The 16,315-nt window shown below is 36.3% G+C and carries 18 protein-coding genes and 1 pseudogene; 8 read left to right on the top strand and 11 right to left on the bottom strand.

Going from position 1 to position 16,315, the window contains the following annotated elements; genetic code table 11:
* Nucleotide 1 precedes the first annotated feature (1 nt).
* The 3 genes from JGE69_RS08255 to JGE69_RS08245 all read right to left on the bottom strand — a co-directional run bounded on the left by JGE69_RS08255 (nt 2) and on the right by JGE69_RS08245 (nt 3,653).
* On the bottom strand, nt 2-1,261 hold the full coding sequence (locus tag JGE69_RS08255; protein ID WP_199112797.1) for a serine hydrolase domain-containing protein: 1,260 nt from the start codon (nt 1,259-1,261) through the stop codon (nt 2-4).
* 71 nt (nt 1,262-1,332) lie between these two features.
* Nucleotides 1,333-2,187, bottom strand: a complete 855-nt coding sequence (locus JGE69_RS08250; RefSeq protein WP_068562765.1) for a MaoC family dehydratase — start codon at nt 2,185-2,187, stop codon at nt 1,333-1,335.
* A 74-nt stretch (nt 2,188-2,261) separates the two neighbouring features.
* Entirely contained in the window at nt 2,262-3,653 is a 1,392-nt protein-coding gene (locus tag JGE69_RS08245; RefSeq protein WP_016145715.1) for a 3-oxoacyl-ACP reductase, read from the bottom strand.
* 235 nt (nt 3,654-3,888) lie between these two features.
* Between JGE69_RS08245 and JGE69_RS08240 the strand changes: the two genes are divergently transcribed.
* Nucleotides 3,889-5,457, top strand: coding sequence for an acetyl-CoA C-acetyltransferase (locus JGE69_RS08240; protein WP_199112799.1), 1,569 nt, complete (start codon nt 3,889-3,891; stop codon nt 5,455-5,457).
* A gap of 67 nt (nt 5,458-5,524) precedes the next feature.
* Here JGE69_RS08240 and aceI read toward each other — a convergent pair whose 3' ends face one another.
* Nucleotides 5,525-5,959, bottom strand: a complete 435-nt coding sequence (gene aceI / locus JGE69_RS08235) for a chlorhexidine efflux PACE transporter AceI (RefSeq protein ID WP_139841498.1) — start codon at nt 5,957-5,959, stop codon at nt 5,525-5,527.
* 90 nt (nt 5,960-6,049) lie between these two features.
* On the opposite strand from aceI, the gene JGE69_RS08230 reads away from it, so the two are divergent.
* From JGE69_RS08230 to leuE, 3 genes are all read left to right on the top strand, one after another.
* Nucleotides 6,050-6,943 (top strand): LysR family transcriptional regulator, encoded by an 894-nt coding sequence (locus JGE69_RS08230; RefSeq protein WP_199112801.1) that lies wholly within the window; start codon nt 6,050-6,052, stop codon nt 6,941-6,943.
* A 130-nt stretch (nt 6,944-7,073) separates the two neighbouring features.
* On the top strand, nt 7,074-8,063 hold the full coding sequence (tal, locus tag JGE69_RS08225; protein ID WP_162285091.1) for a transaldolase: 990 nt from the start codon (nt 7,074-7,076) through the stop codon (nt 8,061-8,063).
* A gap of 73 nt (nt 8,064-8,136) precedes the next feature.
* Entirely contained in the window at nt 8,137-8,787 is a 651-nt protein-coding gene (gene leuE, locus JGE69_RS08220) for a leucine efflux protein LeuE (protein WP_016803130.1), read from the top strand.
* A 53-nt stretch (nt 8,788-8,840) separates the two neighbouring features.
* Here leuE and JGE69_RS08215 read toward each other — a convergent pair whose 3' ends face one another.
* Nucleotides 8,841-9,314 (bottom strand): Lrp/AsnC family transcriptional regulator, encoded by a 474-nt coding sequence (locus tag JGE69_RS08215; protein ID WP_199112803.1) that lies wholly within the window; start codon nt 9,312-9,314, stop codon nt 8,841-8,843.
* Nucleotides 9,315-9,500: 186 nt separating this feature from the next.
* Here JGE69_RS08215 and JGE69_RS08210 point away from each other — a divergent pair, with 186 nt between their 5' ends.
* Nucleotides 9,501-10,679: a benzoate/H(+) symporter BenE family transporter gene (locus JGE69_RS08210; protein ID WP_199112808.1), complete on the top strand. Its 1,179-nt coding sequence runs from the start codon at nt 9,501-9,503 to the stop codon at nt 10,677-10,679.
* A gap of 57 nt (nt 10,680-10,736) precedes the next feature.
* Here the strand turns inward: JGE69_RS08210 and JGE69_RS08205 are convergent, their stop codons facing one another.
* The 3 genes from JGE69_RS08205 to JGE69_RS08195 form a co-directional block, all read right to left on the bottom strand.
* On the bottom strand, nt 10,737-11,180 hold the full coding sequence (locus JGE69_RS08205) for an RDD family protein (RefSeq protein WP_002115195.1): 444 nt from the start codon (nt 11,178-11,180) through the stop codon (nt 10,737-10,739).
* Between the two features lie 267 nt (nt 11,181-11,447).
* Entirely contained in the window at nt 11,448-11,621 is a 174-nt protein-coding gene (locus tag JGE69_RS08200; protein WP_005068723.1) for a hypothetical protein, read from the bottom strand.
* 175 nt (nt 11,622-11,796) lie between these two features.
* Nucleotides 11,797-12,024 (bottom strand): hypothetical protein, encoded by a 228-nt coding sequence (locus tag JGE69_RS08195; protein ID WP_199112809.1) that lies wholly within the window; start codon nt 12,022-12,024, stop codon nt 11,797-11,799.
* A gap of 290 nt (nt 12,025-12,314) precedes the next feature.
* Here JGE69_RS08195 and JGE69_RS08190 point away from each other — a divergent pair, with 290 nt between their 5' ends.
* Both JGE69_RS08190 and JGE69_RS08185 read left to right on the top strand, forming a co-directional pair.
* Nucleotides 12,315-12,758: a universal stress protein gene (locus JGE69_RS08190; protein WP_002115225.1), complete on the top strand. Its 444-nt coding sequence runs from the start codon at nt 12,315-12,317 to the stop codon at nt 12,756-12,758.
* 262 nt (nt 12,759-13,020) lie between these two features.
* Complete coding sequence (locus JGE69_RS08185) at nt 13,021-14,604, top strand: ATP-binding cassette domain-containing protein (RefSeq protein ID WP_199112810.1); 1,584 nt, start codon at nt 13,021-13,023, stop codon at nt 14,602-14,604.
* 68 nt (nt 14,605-14,672) lie between these two features.
* Here the strand turns inward: JGE69_RS08185 and JGE69_RS08180 are convergent, their stop codons facing one another.
* Together JGE69_RS08180 and JGE69_RS08175 are read right to left on the bottom strand one after the other, a co-directional pair.
* Nucleotides 14,673-15,101, bottom strand: coding sequence for a DNA breaking-rejoining protein (locus tag JGE69_RS08180; protein WP_199112812.1), 429 nt, complete (start codon nt 15,099-15,101; stop codon nt 14,673-14,675).
* Between the two features lie 37 nt (nt 15,102-15,138).
* A pseudogene (locus JGE69_RS08175) lies at nt 15,139-15,255 on the bottom strand (hypothetical protein).
* A gap of 54 nt (nt 15,256-15,309) precedes the next feature.
* On the opposite strand from JGE69_RS08175, the gene JGE69_RS08170 reads away from it, so the two are divergent.
* Nucleotides 15,310-15,816, top strand: a complete 507-nt coding sequence (locus tag JGE69_RS08170) for a GNAT family N-acetyltransferase (protein WP_060466573.1) — start codon at nt 15,310-15,312, stop codon at nt 15,814-15,816.
* A 91-nt stretch (nt 15,817-15,907) separates the two neighbouring features.
* On the opposite strand, the gene JGE69_RS08165 is transcribed toward JGE69_RS08170, so the two are convergent.
* Nucleotides 15,908-16,270 carry a NirD/YgiW/YdeI family stress tolerance protein gene (locus JGE69_RS08165; protein ID WP_060466572.1) on the bottom strand — a complete coding sequence of 121 codons (363 nt, stop codon included), beginning with the start codon at nt 16,268-16,270 and terminating at the stop codon, nt 15,908-15,910.
* Between the last annotated feature and the right edge of the window lie 45 nt (nt 16,271-16,315).

The following is a 16,315-nucleotide window of genomic DNA, read 5'->3' as shown; positions in this document are numbered from 1 at the left end:
ATTAGAACCAGCCTTTACGACCTTTTAAAATTTGGTCGGTGCAACGTAAGGCTTCTTGAGTCAGTCCCCACAAACGATAATCACCTGTGATTGAACCAATCTGGAAGTTATGAGTATAAGCAAAGCTGAGTTCACGCTCAGGGTCACACCATGCACCTGAACCATTGTAACCAATATGCCCAAACCCATTTTTAGCGCGTTTACCCATGGTAATAATGCGGTGATATCCTAAACGCCAATTCATCGGTATTGGCATGACACGATCACGTGCATAACTTTGAATGGTACTGAGTTCTTTAAATACTTCTGGACGAATGAGTTGCTGTCCGTCCCATTCACCGTGATTTGCCAACATCGCATAAATTTTAGCAAGACTATTTGCAGTAAATGTGCCGTTTGCTGCTGGAATGACTGCTTGCAACCCCTCGTCACTAAAGAAACTAAGATGTTTCATTCCTTTTGGAATCATGGCATCTTGAAAGTCTTGAGGGTCTTGTCCAGTCCAAGTAATCATTTTTTCAGAGAGTGAACTCTTGCGCGTCTGTGGCTTTTTAGGTTTTTCAACTTGAGTAGATGCTGGTTTTTCTGGTTTTGGTTGAATAATTAAACGTGCTACACGATCCAACTCATTTGCAGGCGTCCCAAAATAAGCGCCGTCTAACTGCAACGGTTCAACAAGATATTTTTGCATGAGCTGATCTAAAGATTGACCAGTTGCTTTTTCAAGTACACCACCGACAAGCCAACCAAATGTTAAAGCTTGATAAGCATTACCCTCTCCTGCAAGGAATCTTGGCTTAGTCGCCGCGACCACATCTAACATGTGTGACCAGTCGAGCATTTCTCGCGCACTTTCGATGATATTTCGCACATCAAACATGCCACTTTGATGGCTTAGCACATGACGCAATGTCATTTGCTCTTTTCCATTTTGAGCAAACTCAGGCCAATAAGTCGCAATCGGTTTGTTGTATTCTAAAAAACCTTCACTTACTAAAATATGCGCTAAAGTTGCAAGTATGCCCTTACCTGTAGAATAACAAACTGCCAATGTGTCAGGTTGCCAAGCTTCGGTTTGTGATTTTAGACCCGTGTAGATATCTACAACTTTCTGACCTCTAAAATAAACCGCTAAAGCAGCTCCACCTTGTCCTGTTCTAGCATCTTGAAGACGGCTAAACTGGTGAGCTAAATCAATAAAATGTTCATCTAAAATACCGTGATAGTTATGGGTATCGGCCAGTAAAATTTCTTTAATCACATGAAGTTCCTTGCATTTTTTGTTATTTTGCTCAAAAGCAGCCCAAACCTCTGTTCAGGCTGCTGATATTTTTATAATGCTTTTACTGTTCCTGCAACATGCGGTTTTTGTGATTTGGCATTACGAATCAAGAAATCAGTCTTTTTATCTACATTGGCAGTTAAAAACTCAACTTTTGACGGTAAGAACATTGGCAGCTTAAACCATACATCTGCTTCATAAGCATTTGGTAATTCAAGGTTTGCTAATGCTTTAGCTTTGCTCCACATACCATGTGCAATGGCTTGCTTAAAGCCAAATGCTTTTGCAGTAATGGCATGAATGTGAATTAAGTTAAAATCACCAGACACTTTCGCATAACGGCGACCTGTGTTTTCTAAAATATTCCACTCTGCCTTTGGAACATAAGCTGGTGCTTGTTCTTCTTTGGCTTTCTCACCTACTCTTTTCTCGACTTTTTGGCGAGATAAATAAGTCGTTAAGCCTTCCATCACCACTTCATTGCCAACTTTTGCCGTGGTAATAAAGTCGAACTGAACACCTTTATCATGCGGTTTTAGTTCCCCAAATTTACATGACAAAGTTAATTTTTCAGTCACAGCAATTGGTCTGGTCTGTTTAATCTGGTTACGGATATGAACTAAACCTAAAATTGGAAATGGAAAGGCTTCTGCCGTCATCATGTGCATTTGCAAACTTTGAGAAAGCACAGCCAAATAAATTGCTGGTACAAAGCCATTATTTTGAAAGCCACATACTTCGTTATAAGCTTTGAGGTGGTTCTGATCAATTTCTAAAGTATCTACCACATATTCAACTTGCGGTAATATTTTTGGACCTTTCGGCTTTTTAAAAATTAAACCTTGCACTACTTTTGGATAAGCCAATGCCGCTTTTGGTAGCTGGCTAAAATGACGAGTATTCATACCTAACCTTTTATAATTTATAGATTCTTGAATAAAAAAGGGATGCACAAGCACCCCTATTTAGCTAAAAGTGCTTAAGCGCCCAACAAGCTTTGACCACACACTCGTACAACGTTGCCGTTTACGCCTGTAGAAGCAGTTGATGCAAACCATGCAATCGTTTCTGCTACATCAACAGGTAAACCACCTTGTTGCATTGAGTTCATACGGCGACCAGCTTCACGAATTGCAAATGGAATCGCAGCAGTCATTTGAGTTTCGATAAAGCCAGGTGCTACTGCGTTAATGGTAATACCATTTTTTAAGATAGGCGCAGTAAATTTAACTAGACCAATTACACCAGCTTTTGATGCAGCATAGTTGGTTTGACCAAGGTTACCAGCAATACCGCTAATTGATGATACACAAACAATACGGCCATTTGCATTTAGACCATCGTTTTCTAACAAGTAGTCATTTACGCGTTCAGCAGCAGACAAGTTAATATTAATTACCAAATCCCAAAGCTCTGGCTTCATGTTTGCCAAAGTTTTGTCACGTGTAATACCTGCGTTATGAACGATAATATCTAAACCGCCTTGTTTTGCCGCAGCAGCTTTAATTTTTTCGCCCGCATCAGCAGCTGTAATGTCAATTGCCAATGTAGAACCGCCAATGTCAGCTGCTACACGGTCAAGGTCAGCTTGTTGTTGTGGTACGTCTAAACAAATAACATGCGCGCCGTCACGCGCCAACACATGTGCAATCGCCTCACCAATACCACGGCTTGCACCAGTTACTAACGCAGTTTTTCCAGCAAGTGGTTTTGCCCAATCAACATCAACTACATCTGCTTTAGATACACGAATCACTTGACCAGATACATAAGCTGAACGTGGTGAAAGTAAGAAACGTAATGTTGATTCAAGATTTGCAGCAGCACCTTCATCTACATAAACAACTTGAGCGGTAATACCCTTTTTAAATTCTTTACCTACAGATTTGATAAAGCCTTCAAGTGCACGCTGAGCAATCGCTTGTTTTACAGTTTTCGCAGTTTCAGGAGTTGTACCAATCACAATCACTCGACCAGAAGTCGCAACTTGACGTGCAATCGGGTTAAAGAATTTATAAAGTTCATTTAACTGTTCTGAGTTTTGAATACCAGATGCATCAAATACAACTGCTTTGAATTTTGATTCTTTGTCGCCTGCATTGAACGGACGTAAATTTAAACCAACTTTTGCAGCTTCTTGTTGCAAAGCAACGTTATTGCCTACATAGCTATCTGCATGAACATTGCTAAGTACTTGTGCAATCGCACCAGACAATACACTTGACGGCGCTGCGCCAACCAATACTGCACCATTCACTACTGGCTGAGCACTTTCAAAACGCTCTAATACAACTGGCGATGGTAAACCCAGATTTTTAACAACGAATTTACCAATAGGAGATTGTGTAAATGCTTGGTATTGATCAGTCATGATTATTATCTCTCAAAGAAATGAATTTTCTACGACAGGCTTCATTATGTTATGAGATGGATAGAAACAATATGAAAGCAGTCGTTCATTAGAGTTACTCCAAATCATACTTGACTTCATCTTTGGATGTCTTGACCTGAATGCTATCTACAATGTCATTCTAGTCAATACAGGTCTATTTGAATTGTGTTAAGGTAGCTTACAAGAATATCGTTATTATGCTTGGAAAAGCCTTATGAGCAAAACAACTCAAGAAAATCCAGCAGTCGAGAATTCTGCTCAGGAAAAAGTGTCAAATACATCAAAGTCGGCTTCTAACACGGCTAAGCGTAACAGCACTACTCCTAAAGCAGCAACTAATACATCAAAAACGACACGTACTCGTTCAACGACTGCACCTGCACGTAGCCCTCGTACCAAGAGCGCTGCTTCAGAAACCTCGTCTACATCTTCAAATGTAGCTGCAGCACCAAAAGCAACAAAAACCAAAACTTCTGTTCAACAGGATAAAACCATGAGCCAAAACACTGTTCGCCGCGTTGCAATTATTGGTGGCAACCGTATTCCATTTGCACGTTCAAATACTGCTTATTTCAAAGCGTCAAATTCTGACATGCTGACAGCAGCATTGAATGGTTTGGTTGAGCGCTTTAACTTACAAGGTAAGCGTATTGGTGAAGTCGTTGCTGGTGCTGTTTTAAAACACAGCCGTGACTTTAATATGACTCGCGAAGTTGTATTGAGCACAGATCTTGCTCCTGAAACTCCTGCTTATGACATTCAAATTGCTTGTGGTACAGGTTTACAAGCAGCGTTTGTAGTTGCAAACAAAATTGCGCTTGGTCAAATCGATGTAGGTATTGCAGGTGGCGTAGATACAACTTCTGACGCTCCTATCGCTGTGGGTGATGGTTTACGTAAAGTTTTACTTGAGCTCAATGTAGCTAAAACAGGTAAAGACCGCCTTAAAGCTTTAACAAAAATTGATTTTAAAAAGCTTCTTGATGCACCAAGCAACGGTGAACCACGTACTGGCCTTTCAATGGGTGAGCACCAAGCAATCACTGCTTTAGAATGGGGTATCACTCGCGAAGCACAAGACGAGCTAGCTGCAAGCAGCCATCAAAAACTTGCTGCTGCTTATGAGCGTGGTTTCTTTGATGACTTAATGACTCCATTCTTAGGTCTTAACCGTGACAACAACTTACGTCCTGATAGTACAGTTGAAAAACTTGCTAAATTAAAACCAGTTTTCGGTAAAGGCGAAACTGCAACAATGACAGCAGGTAACTCAACTCCGTTAACTGACGGTGCTTCTGTGGTATTGCTTGCTTCTGAAGAATGGGCAAAAGAAAACGGGCATGAAGTTTTAGCTTATCTCTCTTTCTCTGAAACAGCAGCTGTTGACTTTATTGGTAAGAGCGGCCCTAAAGAAGGTTTGTTAATGGCTCCTGCTTATGCAGTACCTCGTATGCTTAAGCGTGCTAACCTTAAACTTCAAGATTTCGATTTCTACGAAATTCATGAAGCATTCGCATCTCAAGTGTTATCTACTTTGAAAGCTTGGGAAGATGAAAAATTCTGTAAAGAACGTCTTGGTTTAGACGCACCTTTGGGTTCAATTGACCGCTCTAAACTAAACGTAAATGGTTCATCTTTAGGTGCAGGCCATCCATTTGCTGCAACTGGTGGTCGTATCTTAGCAACTGCTGCTAAATTGATTAATGAAAAAGGTTCAGGCCGTGCATTAATCTCTATCTGTACAGCAGGTGGTGAAGGTGTGGTTGCGATTGTAGAAAAATAATTTCTATTTATCGACCTAATAAAATAAGCACCCATTTGGGTGCTTATTTTCATTTCAGTATATTGGCTTAATGAAGTGATGCAGCTTTTGCATCTGGGAAAAATTTATCTTCAATATGGTCATAGCACCACTGGAAAATAAAGGTATAAACCAAAATACATAAAGTTAAGCCAATGTCTAAAATAAATGCATCAATGACACTCATCTGGAGCATATAGGCAATCATCGGTACTGTTGCAAGCAACAACCCACCTTCAAAACCAATCGCATGTAAAATCCGTACAGGGATCGTTCTTTCCCAATTATATTTATGCTCTACTTTTTCAAAATAGTGGTTAAAAATCATGTTCCAGAAAACTGAAACCACTGCCATAAACACACCGAGTGTTCCTGTTACTTCCATCGGCATATCAAAAATAAAACTTAATGCAATCGCAATGATGACCAATAAAATTCCTTCATAACTGATTGCATGAATGAGTCTTCTCTTGGAAATCAACATTTTTAAATACTCAATAATTACTTGGATAATGTGTATTTTATTTTTATAATATTGATTAATCCAATCAGGTTCTTTCAGTTTTTTTGACAGATGAATATTAATCAAGAACAACTACTCATGTTTCAGGCCGTGATTGAAACAGGATCCTTTTCAGCAGCAGCACGTAAACTTGGCAAAGTTCCTTCGGCTGTCAGCATGTCTATTGCCAACTTAGAAATTGATCTGGACTTAACTCTATTCGACCGCAAAGGCCGCGAACCTATCCCTACTGACGAAGCACGGGTTTTATATGAAAAGACCTCTCAGCTTTTGATTGAGATGAATCAATGGAAACAGCATGCTCACGCCTTAAGTACAGGGTTAGAAGCTAATTTAACTATTGTGATTGTGTCTGAACTTTTACATACCAATTGGACCGACTATATTTGTCTTTTAGAGAGTCGTTTCCCTGACCTACAAATTAATATTGTGTCTGCTCCACAAGAAGATGCTCTGCAAATGTTATTAGATGGGTCTGCACAACTTGCACTGATGTTTGAACGTGAGCATCTAGATAACAGAGAACAATTTGTAGAGCTTAAACGTGAGGCTTTAATTCCAGTTATTTCAAATAGCCATCCTCTCGCAAGCCAAAATCAGGTTTCTTATGAGCAGATTCTCACTACACGACAAATAGTAGTTGCAAGCCGAGATGAGACTTTAAAACCAGAATTATTATTTTCAAAACACTATTGGCGCACCGACAACCACCACTCTGCTTGTTTAATGATCTTGCGCAATTTGGGTTGGGGTGTACTTCCTCAAGAAATGTTTAAAGAAAATCCTGAATTAAAAAATAAACTTAAGGTATTGGATTTATTAGATTTCACCCCCCGATTTGAATATTATGTCGACTTGGTATGGAGTCGAGAAAGTGAACTCGGTGCCGCTGCTAGATTTTTGATTGAACATATCCGTAAGCAACGAATGCAACCACTACCTTAAAAATATTTCAAATTAGATGCAGAACCTAAACGTTTTTCTTTGAAATATAACAATTGATATATCGACAGCATGAATAGACTTTGTGCTATAAAGAAAAGATAAGATTTATTACCGAAGATGTTGAATATCAATGACTCATACAGCACTTGACCAATTAAAAACATTAACGACCGTAGTTGCCGACAGTAGTGACCTTGATGCAATTCGTAAATTCCGTCCATTAGACGCAACGACTAATCCTTCATTGATTACGGCAGCAGCAGAACAACCAGAAAGTAAAGAGCTCATTGAAGATGCTTATTATCAAGCCAAAGAAGAAGGCTATAGCAACGATGAGTTAATCGAAAGAACCATTGATATTTTAACCGTAAAATTTGGTGTAGAAATTTTAAAACTGATTGAAGGCCGTGTTTCAACGGAAGTTGATGCTGCTCTTTCATATGACACTGACGCAACCATTCAAAAAGCCCATGAATTATGTGAACTTTACAAAGGTTATGGTATTGATCAGTCTCGCATTCTGATTAAAATCGCGTCGACTTGGGAAGGTATTCAAGCTGCCAAAGTGCTCGAAGCTGAAGGAATTGCTTGTAACCTCACTCTCCTTTTCGGTTTGCATCAAGCCCAAGCGTGTGCAGATGCAAAAGTGACTTTAATCTCACCATTCGTAGGCCGTATCTTAGACTGGTACAAAAAAGCTGAAGGTGTAGACGCTTACCCAATCGAAAAAGACCCAGGCGTAGTTTCAGTTAAGAAAATCTACACTTACTACAAGCAGCAAAATATTCCAACTCAAGTGATGGGTGCGAGCTTCCGTAGTATAGATCAAGTGCTTGGTCTAGCTGGATGTGATTTGCTAACCATCTCACCAAGCTTACTTACCCAGCTTGAACAAGATAACCGTACAGTCGATGCAGCACTTGATGCATCTCAAGCAAAACAAGCAGAAGCGATTGTTAGACCAGCTCAAGATGAGCAAAGTTTTAAAGATGAACTTAACCATGACTTAATGGCATTCCAGCTTCTACAAGGCGGTGTTGATGGATTCATTAAAGCACGTGACCAATTAAGCCTTTTGTTACGTCAGTCTTTTGGAATTGATGCGGAAATAAAATCTTAAAAAACTGCACTTTTCATACAAAATTGCCGATTTTTGTTATCATGATAAAAATCGGTTTTTTATTGGGTTTCTCGTGTTCGGCATAACAGATTTAACAACATATATTATTGGTACATTCCTAATTGTGTTATTGCCGGGGCCCAATTCTCTTTATGTGATGTCAATCGCTTCGCGCTATGGTATTAAAACCGGATATATGGGTGCATTCGGTATTTTCACCGGTGACCTTATTTTAATGCTATGTACAGTACTCGGAGCTGCGTCTCTTCTTAAGGCATTCCCATGGGTATTTGTCATTCTTAAATTAACAGGTGCACTTTATTTATCTTATTTAGGTTTTAAACTGTTGCAAGGCAGTATTCAACGCTGGAAACAACGTAATCAAACTCAACCAGAAATGGCTGATTTACCTGCTTTAGATAAAGTTCATCCTTATAAAACAGCACTCAGTATTAGTTTACTCAACCCTAAAGCGATTTTATTTTTCCTCTCTTTCTTTGTTCAATTTGTTGAACCAGATTATGCTTATCCTGCTCTGAGCTTTTTAATTTTAGCAATTATTTTACAGATCATTAGCTTTAGTTATTTAACTGCATTAATCTTCTCTGGAATTAAACTCTCGGCATTTTTTAAAGAGAACCATAAAATTGCAGCAAGCGGTATCTTTTTAGTAGGAATTCTATTTTTTGGATTTGGTTTAAAACTAGCAACCTCAACGATTTAATTATTTTTACTCTAATAAGCTTTTGCATTGGAAAGTTAAAACATCATGAACTGCTAAAAGTCCAGCATGCCATCTGTTTTAACTTCACTAAGTACAAAAAAAGTTCTGACTTGTCTTACTCCGGGTAAGGCAATAATCTTTTCACTATGAAATCGGTTAAACGCAGCTAAATCTTTAACACGAATTTTTAGAAAATAATCGACTTCTCCCGCCACCAGATAACACTCTAAAACATTTTCCAAATCACCCGATGCTTGTTCAAATGCTTGAAAGCTGTCAGGGGTTGAACGGTCCAAAACCACTCCAACTAACACCACAGTACCACGTTGAACCGTATTGGGATTGATCCGAGCACGGACATCCAAGATTGCTCCAATCTTAAAAAGACGCTGAGTATGATTCCAACAAGATGATGTACTAATACCTACAAGTTTTGCCAATTCAGAATTACTTAAACGCCCATTTTCTTGTAAGGCGCGCATAATTTTCAGTTCTAATGGTGTTAAATTTTCGGCTTTCTCTTCCATAGAATAATATTCTTGATTCATTGTTATTTATGAAATAAATAATAGCATTATTTTATAATTTTAAAATATTATTTATTATTTAACCTAAAAATAGAAAGCACCTTCTTAAAAAAAATTGTTAAATTCACCCCAACTGGAAGCAATGGCAGAAGCCTATTAATTTTTCTTGGATTTAGAACACGTATCATGCAAAAAATTCTTCAAGATTTTTCAATTCCAGCAGTATTTGCTGGTTTTATTACCTTTCTCATTGGTATTAGTGTTTCGGCCGTTTTAGTAATTCAGGCGGCTCAAGCTTTAGGTGCTTCACCTGCACAAATCACTTCATGGTTTTGGGCTTTGGGTTTGGGTATTGGCTTATCAGGACTCATTCTTTCTTGGAAATTTAAATATCCTGTAGCGACGGCGTGGTCAACCGCAGGTCTTGCTTTAATTATGGCAACAGGTAGTGGATATAGTTTAAATGAAGCGATTGGTGCTTTTTTAGTTGGTGGTTTATTAACAACTATTTTAGGCTTTTCAGGTATTTTTCAAAAAGCACTGTCATACATTCCTCAAAGTTTAACAAGTGCCATGCTTGCAGGCGTTCTACTCAAATTTGGTATTTCACTTTTCGGAAGTTTACAAAATGATTGGGCATTTGTTTTGTCCTTACTTAGCATTTATGTCATTACAAAAAGATTATGGCCGCGTTATAGCATTGTATTTACCGTAATTGCAGGTATTGCCCTATGCCCTGTCTTTTTAGAATTTCATATGCCTACAGTTCAGTGGTCTTTAGCAAAACCTGTTTGGATTAGTCCTGACTTTAGCTGGTCAGCACTTTTGGGTTTAGCACTGCCACTGTTTGTGATTAGTATGGCTTCTCAATATTTACCGGGTATTGCCATGATCAAAAGTTATGGCTACAAACCACACGTGAATCAACTCATTGGCTGGACAGGTTTAACCCAAGTTGTGCTTGCACCGTTTGGCTGTTATAGCGTCAATATTGCTGCGATTAGTGCCGCTGTAAGCTTAGATGACCAAGTTCATCCTGACCCAAGCAAACGTTATATTGCAGGTATAAGCTGTGGGTTTTTCTACATCTTAATGGGTTTGTTTGCCACAACACTTACAAGTTTATTAATGTCTTTCCCTCATATTTTTATTGTAGCTTTAGCGGGTATTGCATTACTTGGTACGATCAGCCACAACATTGCGATTGCTTTTGCTCAAATTGAAGAACGTGAAGCTGCATTATTTACCTTTTTATGTAGTGCTTCGGGTATTCAATTCTTCGGGATCGGCTCAGCATTTTGGGGATTGGTTGTCGGAATTATTGTATTTGTTGTTCTCAAATTTAAAGCCAAAAAAAGCGAATAAAAAAAGCGTTCATAGCTCTCTACTTTCAATGCTATGAACGCTTTTTAGTATGGTTTCTTATAACTCTCTTACTACGACTGATTTTGCCATTTTGTCGTGCCAGCCTTGTTTTTTAGCGTCAAATGCCACCCAAAAAAGACCAATACCAAATACTAAAATTGATGGAATATAGCCAATATATCGAATAATACTTTGCATGACTGTGAGCTTATTACCTGTTTTTTCATCTAAAACTTTTAAGCGCATCAAACGTTTGCCGGGTGTACCTGCAAAATACAACCAACATAAGATTGAATATAAAAAAGGAAATGCGTAGTTCACAATTAAGTCGAACCAATAATTTTGTGGCTGACTACTTAAGCCTGTAGCAAATACTAAGTCGTAATCTCCCCGATAAAAAATCCATGCGGCTGGAATAATCGCTAAACAAAGAATAAGACTATCAATAATCATTGCGCCAAATCTTAACCAGAACCCTGCATACTCATACTTATAAGTCATGCCTACCTCACTTTGTTATTGTTTAATAGCTAAAATGGTCTTACTACTTTACTTTTATCCTAATTGAAACTTTTTTATTTTTAAATACTTAAATAAATTTTAAATTTCTTACTTTTATATTTTATTGTAATTATTTTGATCAAAAAACATTATTAACCACATATCTCTACAAAAATTTAATTTAATCTTTTAAAAACTGACATTTTTTTATGTCAGTTATATCGAAATACGTTTATAAATAAATTAAATTACAAATAAATATTATATTTATTGCCAAAATAAAATATCTATTTTAAATTCTTTTTTTAATAAAAGTGCTGCAAATAATAGAGCCAATCCGATTGTAATTAAAAAAACACTTAAACTGATTAATCCATAAACAATTGTTATACCGCCTAATATAGCTAAAATATAAAAAATAATTACACTGATTGTTGGCATTTCAATTTATTCCACTACTTAAAATAAAAGCAATTTATTCTATCGAGTTTATAAACGATTGCTGTTTTCAAATGTTGGTTACACTATTAATTTGTATCATCATACATTAATAATGTTATTAAACTTATTTAATGTTAATTTAGTTTAATAGAGAGTGATGAAGTTCACATAAGTTTTATTTAATTTCAAAATAATGTTTTTCAGTCACAAGTTTAATTTTTAAGTTTTTATATAAGCGTTCTTTTGAGTCTTCTAGTGAAGGAACAACTTTTTCTACAAATTTATCTTCAGTCATCAGTCTTGCATAAGTTTTGTAGCCAATGATTAACTTTTGAGGTTCTTTACCTGTTTGACTAAACTCTTCAATGAGTTTATTGACTTTCTTTGCTGTTAAATCTGCCATCTTTCTTAGCCCCCCTTTAATTTACTATTTTGTTATACGGCTTCTTTATGACAGAAATATGAACCGTAATTTTTTGTAATTTTCATGTAAATATTAACAATTATTGGTCTACAGCATACTTATCAGTTCAAAATCAGCAAAGCAATCAATTCAAATATTTGATTTATATATAATTTGTTTAATTTCAATTACTTTTAATTGAATAGATGTCTCCACAGAATGAAATATGTTAATCTTTAATTGATAAAAGCTTCATACATATAACAACTGTAAATAAGAGGAATAACATCATGAATTACCAACATATTATTGTACCAGTAGATGGTTCTGAGATTTCTTTAGCAGCAGCTCGACAAGCAGCTCACATTGCAAAAGCATTTGGTAGTAAATTGACCGCCATTAGTTTGGTTGCGGTAGATCCTTTTAGTGGCGTAGATTTTTATTACATCTCACCTGTTGTAAAAGATTATTTTGTTGAAGCACGTGCTAATGCAGAAAAAACTCTCGCAAAAGTTAAAGCTTTATGTGCTGAAGAAGGCATTGATGCAGAGACTCAAATCATCCAAGGTGAAATTTCTTCAGATGGTATTTTGAAAGCCGTAGAAGACTTAGGTTCTGATTTGATTGTGATTGGTTCGCATGGTCGTAAAGGTTTCCAAAAACTAATTTTGGGTAGCTTTGCTCAAGATGTTTTAAATAGCACCAAGATTCAAGTTTTAGTCGTAAAAGAGTAAAATTCTTGAAAGATAAAAACCCAATCCTATGATTGGGTTTTTTAATAAAATAACTTATAGAAATTTTACACCCACTAAAAAACCCTATAGAATAGTTCACTATTCCATCAATTTCGTGAGTCACGCCAATGAAGTAAGTCTTTTTTCTCATCAATTTTTTCTTTTTTTGATGTGCAAAATAGACTATTTTTGTGATTTACCGTCTCTATTAAAAATTATCATTCTCCTATTTTGTACATCCTGTATTTATGAGGTTTTTTTTATGACTCAGCAGGCATGTGTAATATCGCAACTTACCTTAGAGTTCCCTTCAAAGGTAATGTTTAAGCATCTAAATTTTAGTCTTGAATCGAATCAGGTATCTGCCCTAATTGGTCGTAATGGCCAAGGCAAATCTTTGCTTATGCAATTTTTAAATGAGACGCTTGCATTAGATTCAGTTGTTACATCAGGGCAAATATCCTGGCATGTAAAACATGCGTATTTACCTCAATTGCATCGTTTGACAGCACTGACGATTGCTGAAGCCTTAGATATCTTAGATATTTACGATGCTTTTAAAAGAGTTGAACAAGGTAATGCCGACTTCGATGATTATGATTTATTGGAAGGTAAATGGGACCTGCCCACTTTATGGAACAACCTCTTAGAATCTGCTGGTCTACCAACAGATTTAGATTTCCCAGTTAAAAATTTAAGTGAAGGCCAAAAAACCAAGTTGGCTTTAAGCTGTTTATTTTTAAAATCAGACCACTATCTATTACTTGATGAGCCTAGTAATCATCTAGATCAGGAATCTAGACAATGGTTAATCGATCATTTAAAAAAACACCCGGCAGGTAGTCTTATCATTAGCCATGATCGGAATTTATTAAATGAAGTCGACCATATTTATCATTTAAATGAACATGGTCTACATCACACCACCGGAAACTATGAAAAATTTTATGGGCAGTATCAAACCAATATTGCAGCTCTAGAGCAATCTATTCAACAGAACCAACGTGAAGTTAAACACATGAAGCAAAAGCAACATGATGTATTAATGAAAGCTCAAAAACGTGAGCGTGCTGGAAATAAATTAAGAGAATCAAATTCTCAAGCCAAGATTTTGCTCGACTTTAAAAAGGAACAAGCAGGCCAAAGCATTGCTGCTATACAGTCTCAACACCAACGTCAGATTTCGAACAGTCAAAATGATTTAAAAGATAAGAAATTGCTTCTCGAAACCGTTAAACCTCAACATTTTGTCTTCCCGTCTTTTCATAAGAAATCTGGTGAAATTCTGCGGATTAAAAAGTTGAAACTGAAACATGGTACTCAAAAACCCATCGACCTAGCTGTACAAGCAGCTGAAAAAATTCACATAACAGGACAAAATGGTATTGGAAAATCAACTTTACTTAAGGCAATTCATGCACAAAACAATCAACCCTGTGACAGCATTCACTTATCTGTAGAGTGTTTCTATCTCGACCAGAACTTTAGCTTTTTGTGTGATGAAATCACTGTTATTGAAAATTTATCTCACATGAATGATGAACTTTCAGAACTCGAATGGAGAAATTTGCTAGGTCAACTTCGAATTCGTGGGGATAAAGGTACCCAACTATTATCTCAGTTAAGTGGTGGTGAAAAATTAAAAGTAGCTTTATTGGCCCTTAGTCAGATAAAACCTACACCTGAACTTCTGTTATTAGATGAACCCGAAAATCACTTAGATATTGAATCTAGGGAGTTACTCGCTCATGCAATTCAGAGTTATGAAGGTGCGGTATTGCTCGTTTCACACGATCAACTGTTTGTTGAAAGCTCGGGCATTCATGAGTCATTTTCCTTAACGTAATCGTTAGTAATATACTAAGTTTCAAATTTACTAGTTCTCATTTGAGAGCTAGTAAATTCCATCAGTTATTATTTTTTTACGTTATTTAATAATTCGAGATCTAGATTATATTTGACAGTTTTATTTTTACGAGCACTATTACGCATTTGATAAACCTGAATAATATAATCACCATCGGTTGGTAAAGTAAGCTCTCCTTTAAAACCTATGGTTGAGCCAATCAATAATGCATTATCTTTACCTGGTTTTTTACCAGGTGCAAAAATATTAATGTAGGCTAAATTCCCCAGACTATTGATATCAAATTTTAATATTTGGCCTTTTTTTGCATAAATTCTATATCTTACATCGTCGTAGCCCTGAAATTTTCCAGTTAAAGTGGTATGTGGTGAACTTTGTAAAAAATTAACTTTTTGCTCAGTATTTTTGGCATAGATAGTGAATGAAGTAGCTGAAATAAGCGTAGATAGTAATAATGTTTTAATGATTTTTCTCAATTTATTGACCCTCGAAATTATTTTTACAATGATTATATTAAAAATGATTTTTATAAAATTTTACTTTATGTATGAGTTTGATGAGTAGTAGTTGCTTTTTATAACCAGTAACAAATAAAGTATCTTAGAAATCTAAATTATCTTTCTTTTCAATAATTATTTAAAAGTTAAAGTATATGAATAATCTATAAGTCTGGAAGAATTTTTAATGAATATTATTATTCGTGATGAGCAAGCCGAAGATATTGAAGCCATTGAAGAATTGACAAAAGCAGCTTTTCAAAATGCTGAGCACACAAGTCATACCGAGCATTTTATTGTTAATAGTCTAAGAGATCACGGACAACTTACTATTTCTCTAGTTGCAATTGAAGATGAGTCTATTATTGGACATATTGCTATTTCTCCGGTTGAGATTAGCTCAGGCGAAATAGGTTGGTATGGTTTAGGTCCTATCTCAGTTCATCCAAATAAACAAGGATGCGGTGTTGGCTCTCTTCTCATCAATAAATCACTAGAAAAATTAAAACAACTTGGCACTCAAGGATGTGTTTTATTAGGTGATCCAAATTATTACAGCCGATTTGGTTTTAAAAATTATCCTGAGCTAATTTTGCCTGATGTACCAAGTGAATATTTTCAGGCTCTAACTTTCTCGGGCAATATTCCAAAAGCTAATGTCAAATACCATGAGGCTTTTAATGCAACGCAATAATAAAAACTTACTATCTTCAAAAGAAAACTCCTAAAAATAGGAGTTTTCTTTTTCATTGGTTTTGAACAATATTTACTTAAAATATTAGCTTTTATTTAACACGCTCAATTTGGAAAACTTCAATATCGGTAGGCTTAACTCTATGCTTATCTACCTCACCAACGACACGTACTTTATCCCCTGCTTTTAGTTCAAGAGGTTTCCATAAGTCATCATCAATGTCAATTATGATTGAACCCGTAGCATCTTTTAACTCAAAATGATCCCCAGCAATATGCTTTACGATCGTACCAGTTAAAGTTACTCCAGATTCATCAGCCAAAGTTTTTACTTTGGACACTGTGGCTACATTTTTTGTTGCTTCTTTTAATAAAGCAGCATCTGGTTTAGCCATCACAGCACTACTTCCTAATAAAGCAAATCCAGCCAATGCTGTTAAAAGTATTTTTTTCATGACGATTACCTACTTTTTAACATTCTTAGTTATATAAACAAATTC

Source organism: Acinetobacter sp. C13 (assembly GCF_016809775.1).
GTDB classification, from domain to species: domain Bacteria; phylum Pseudomonadota; class Gammaproteobacteria; order Pseudomonadales; family Moraxellaceae; genus Acinetobacter; species Acinetobacter pittii.
This window is presented reverse-complemented; position numbering and strand designations above follow the sequence as displayed.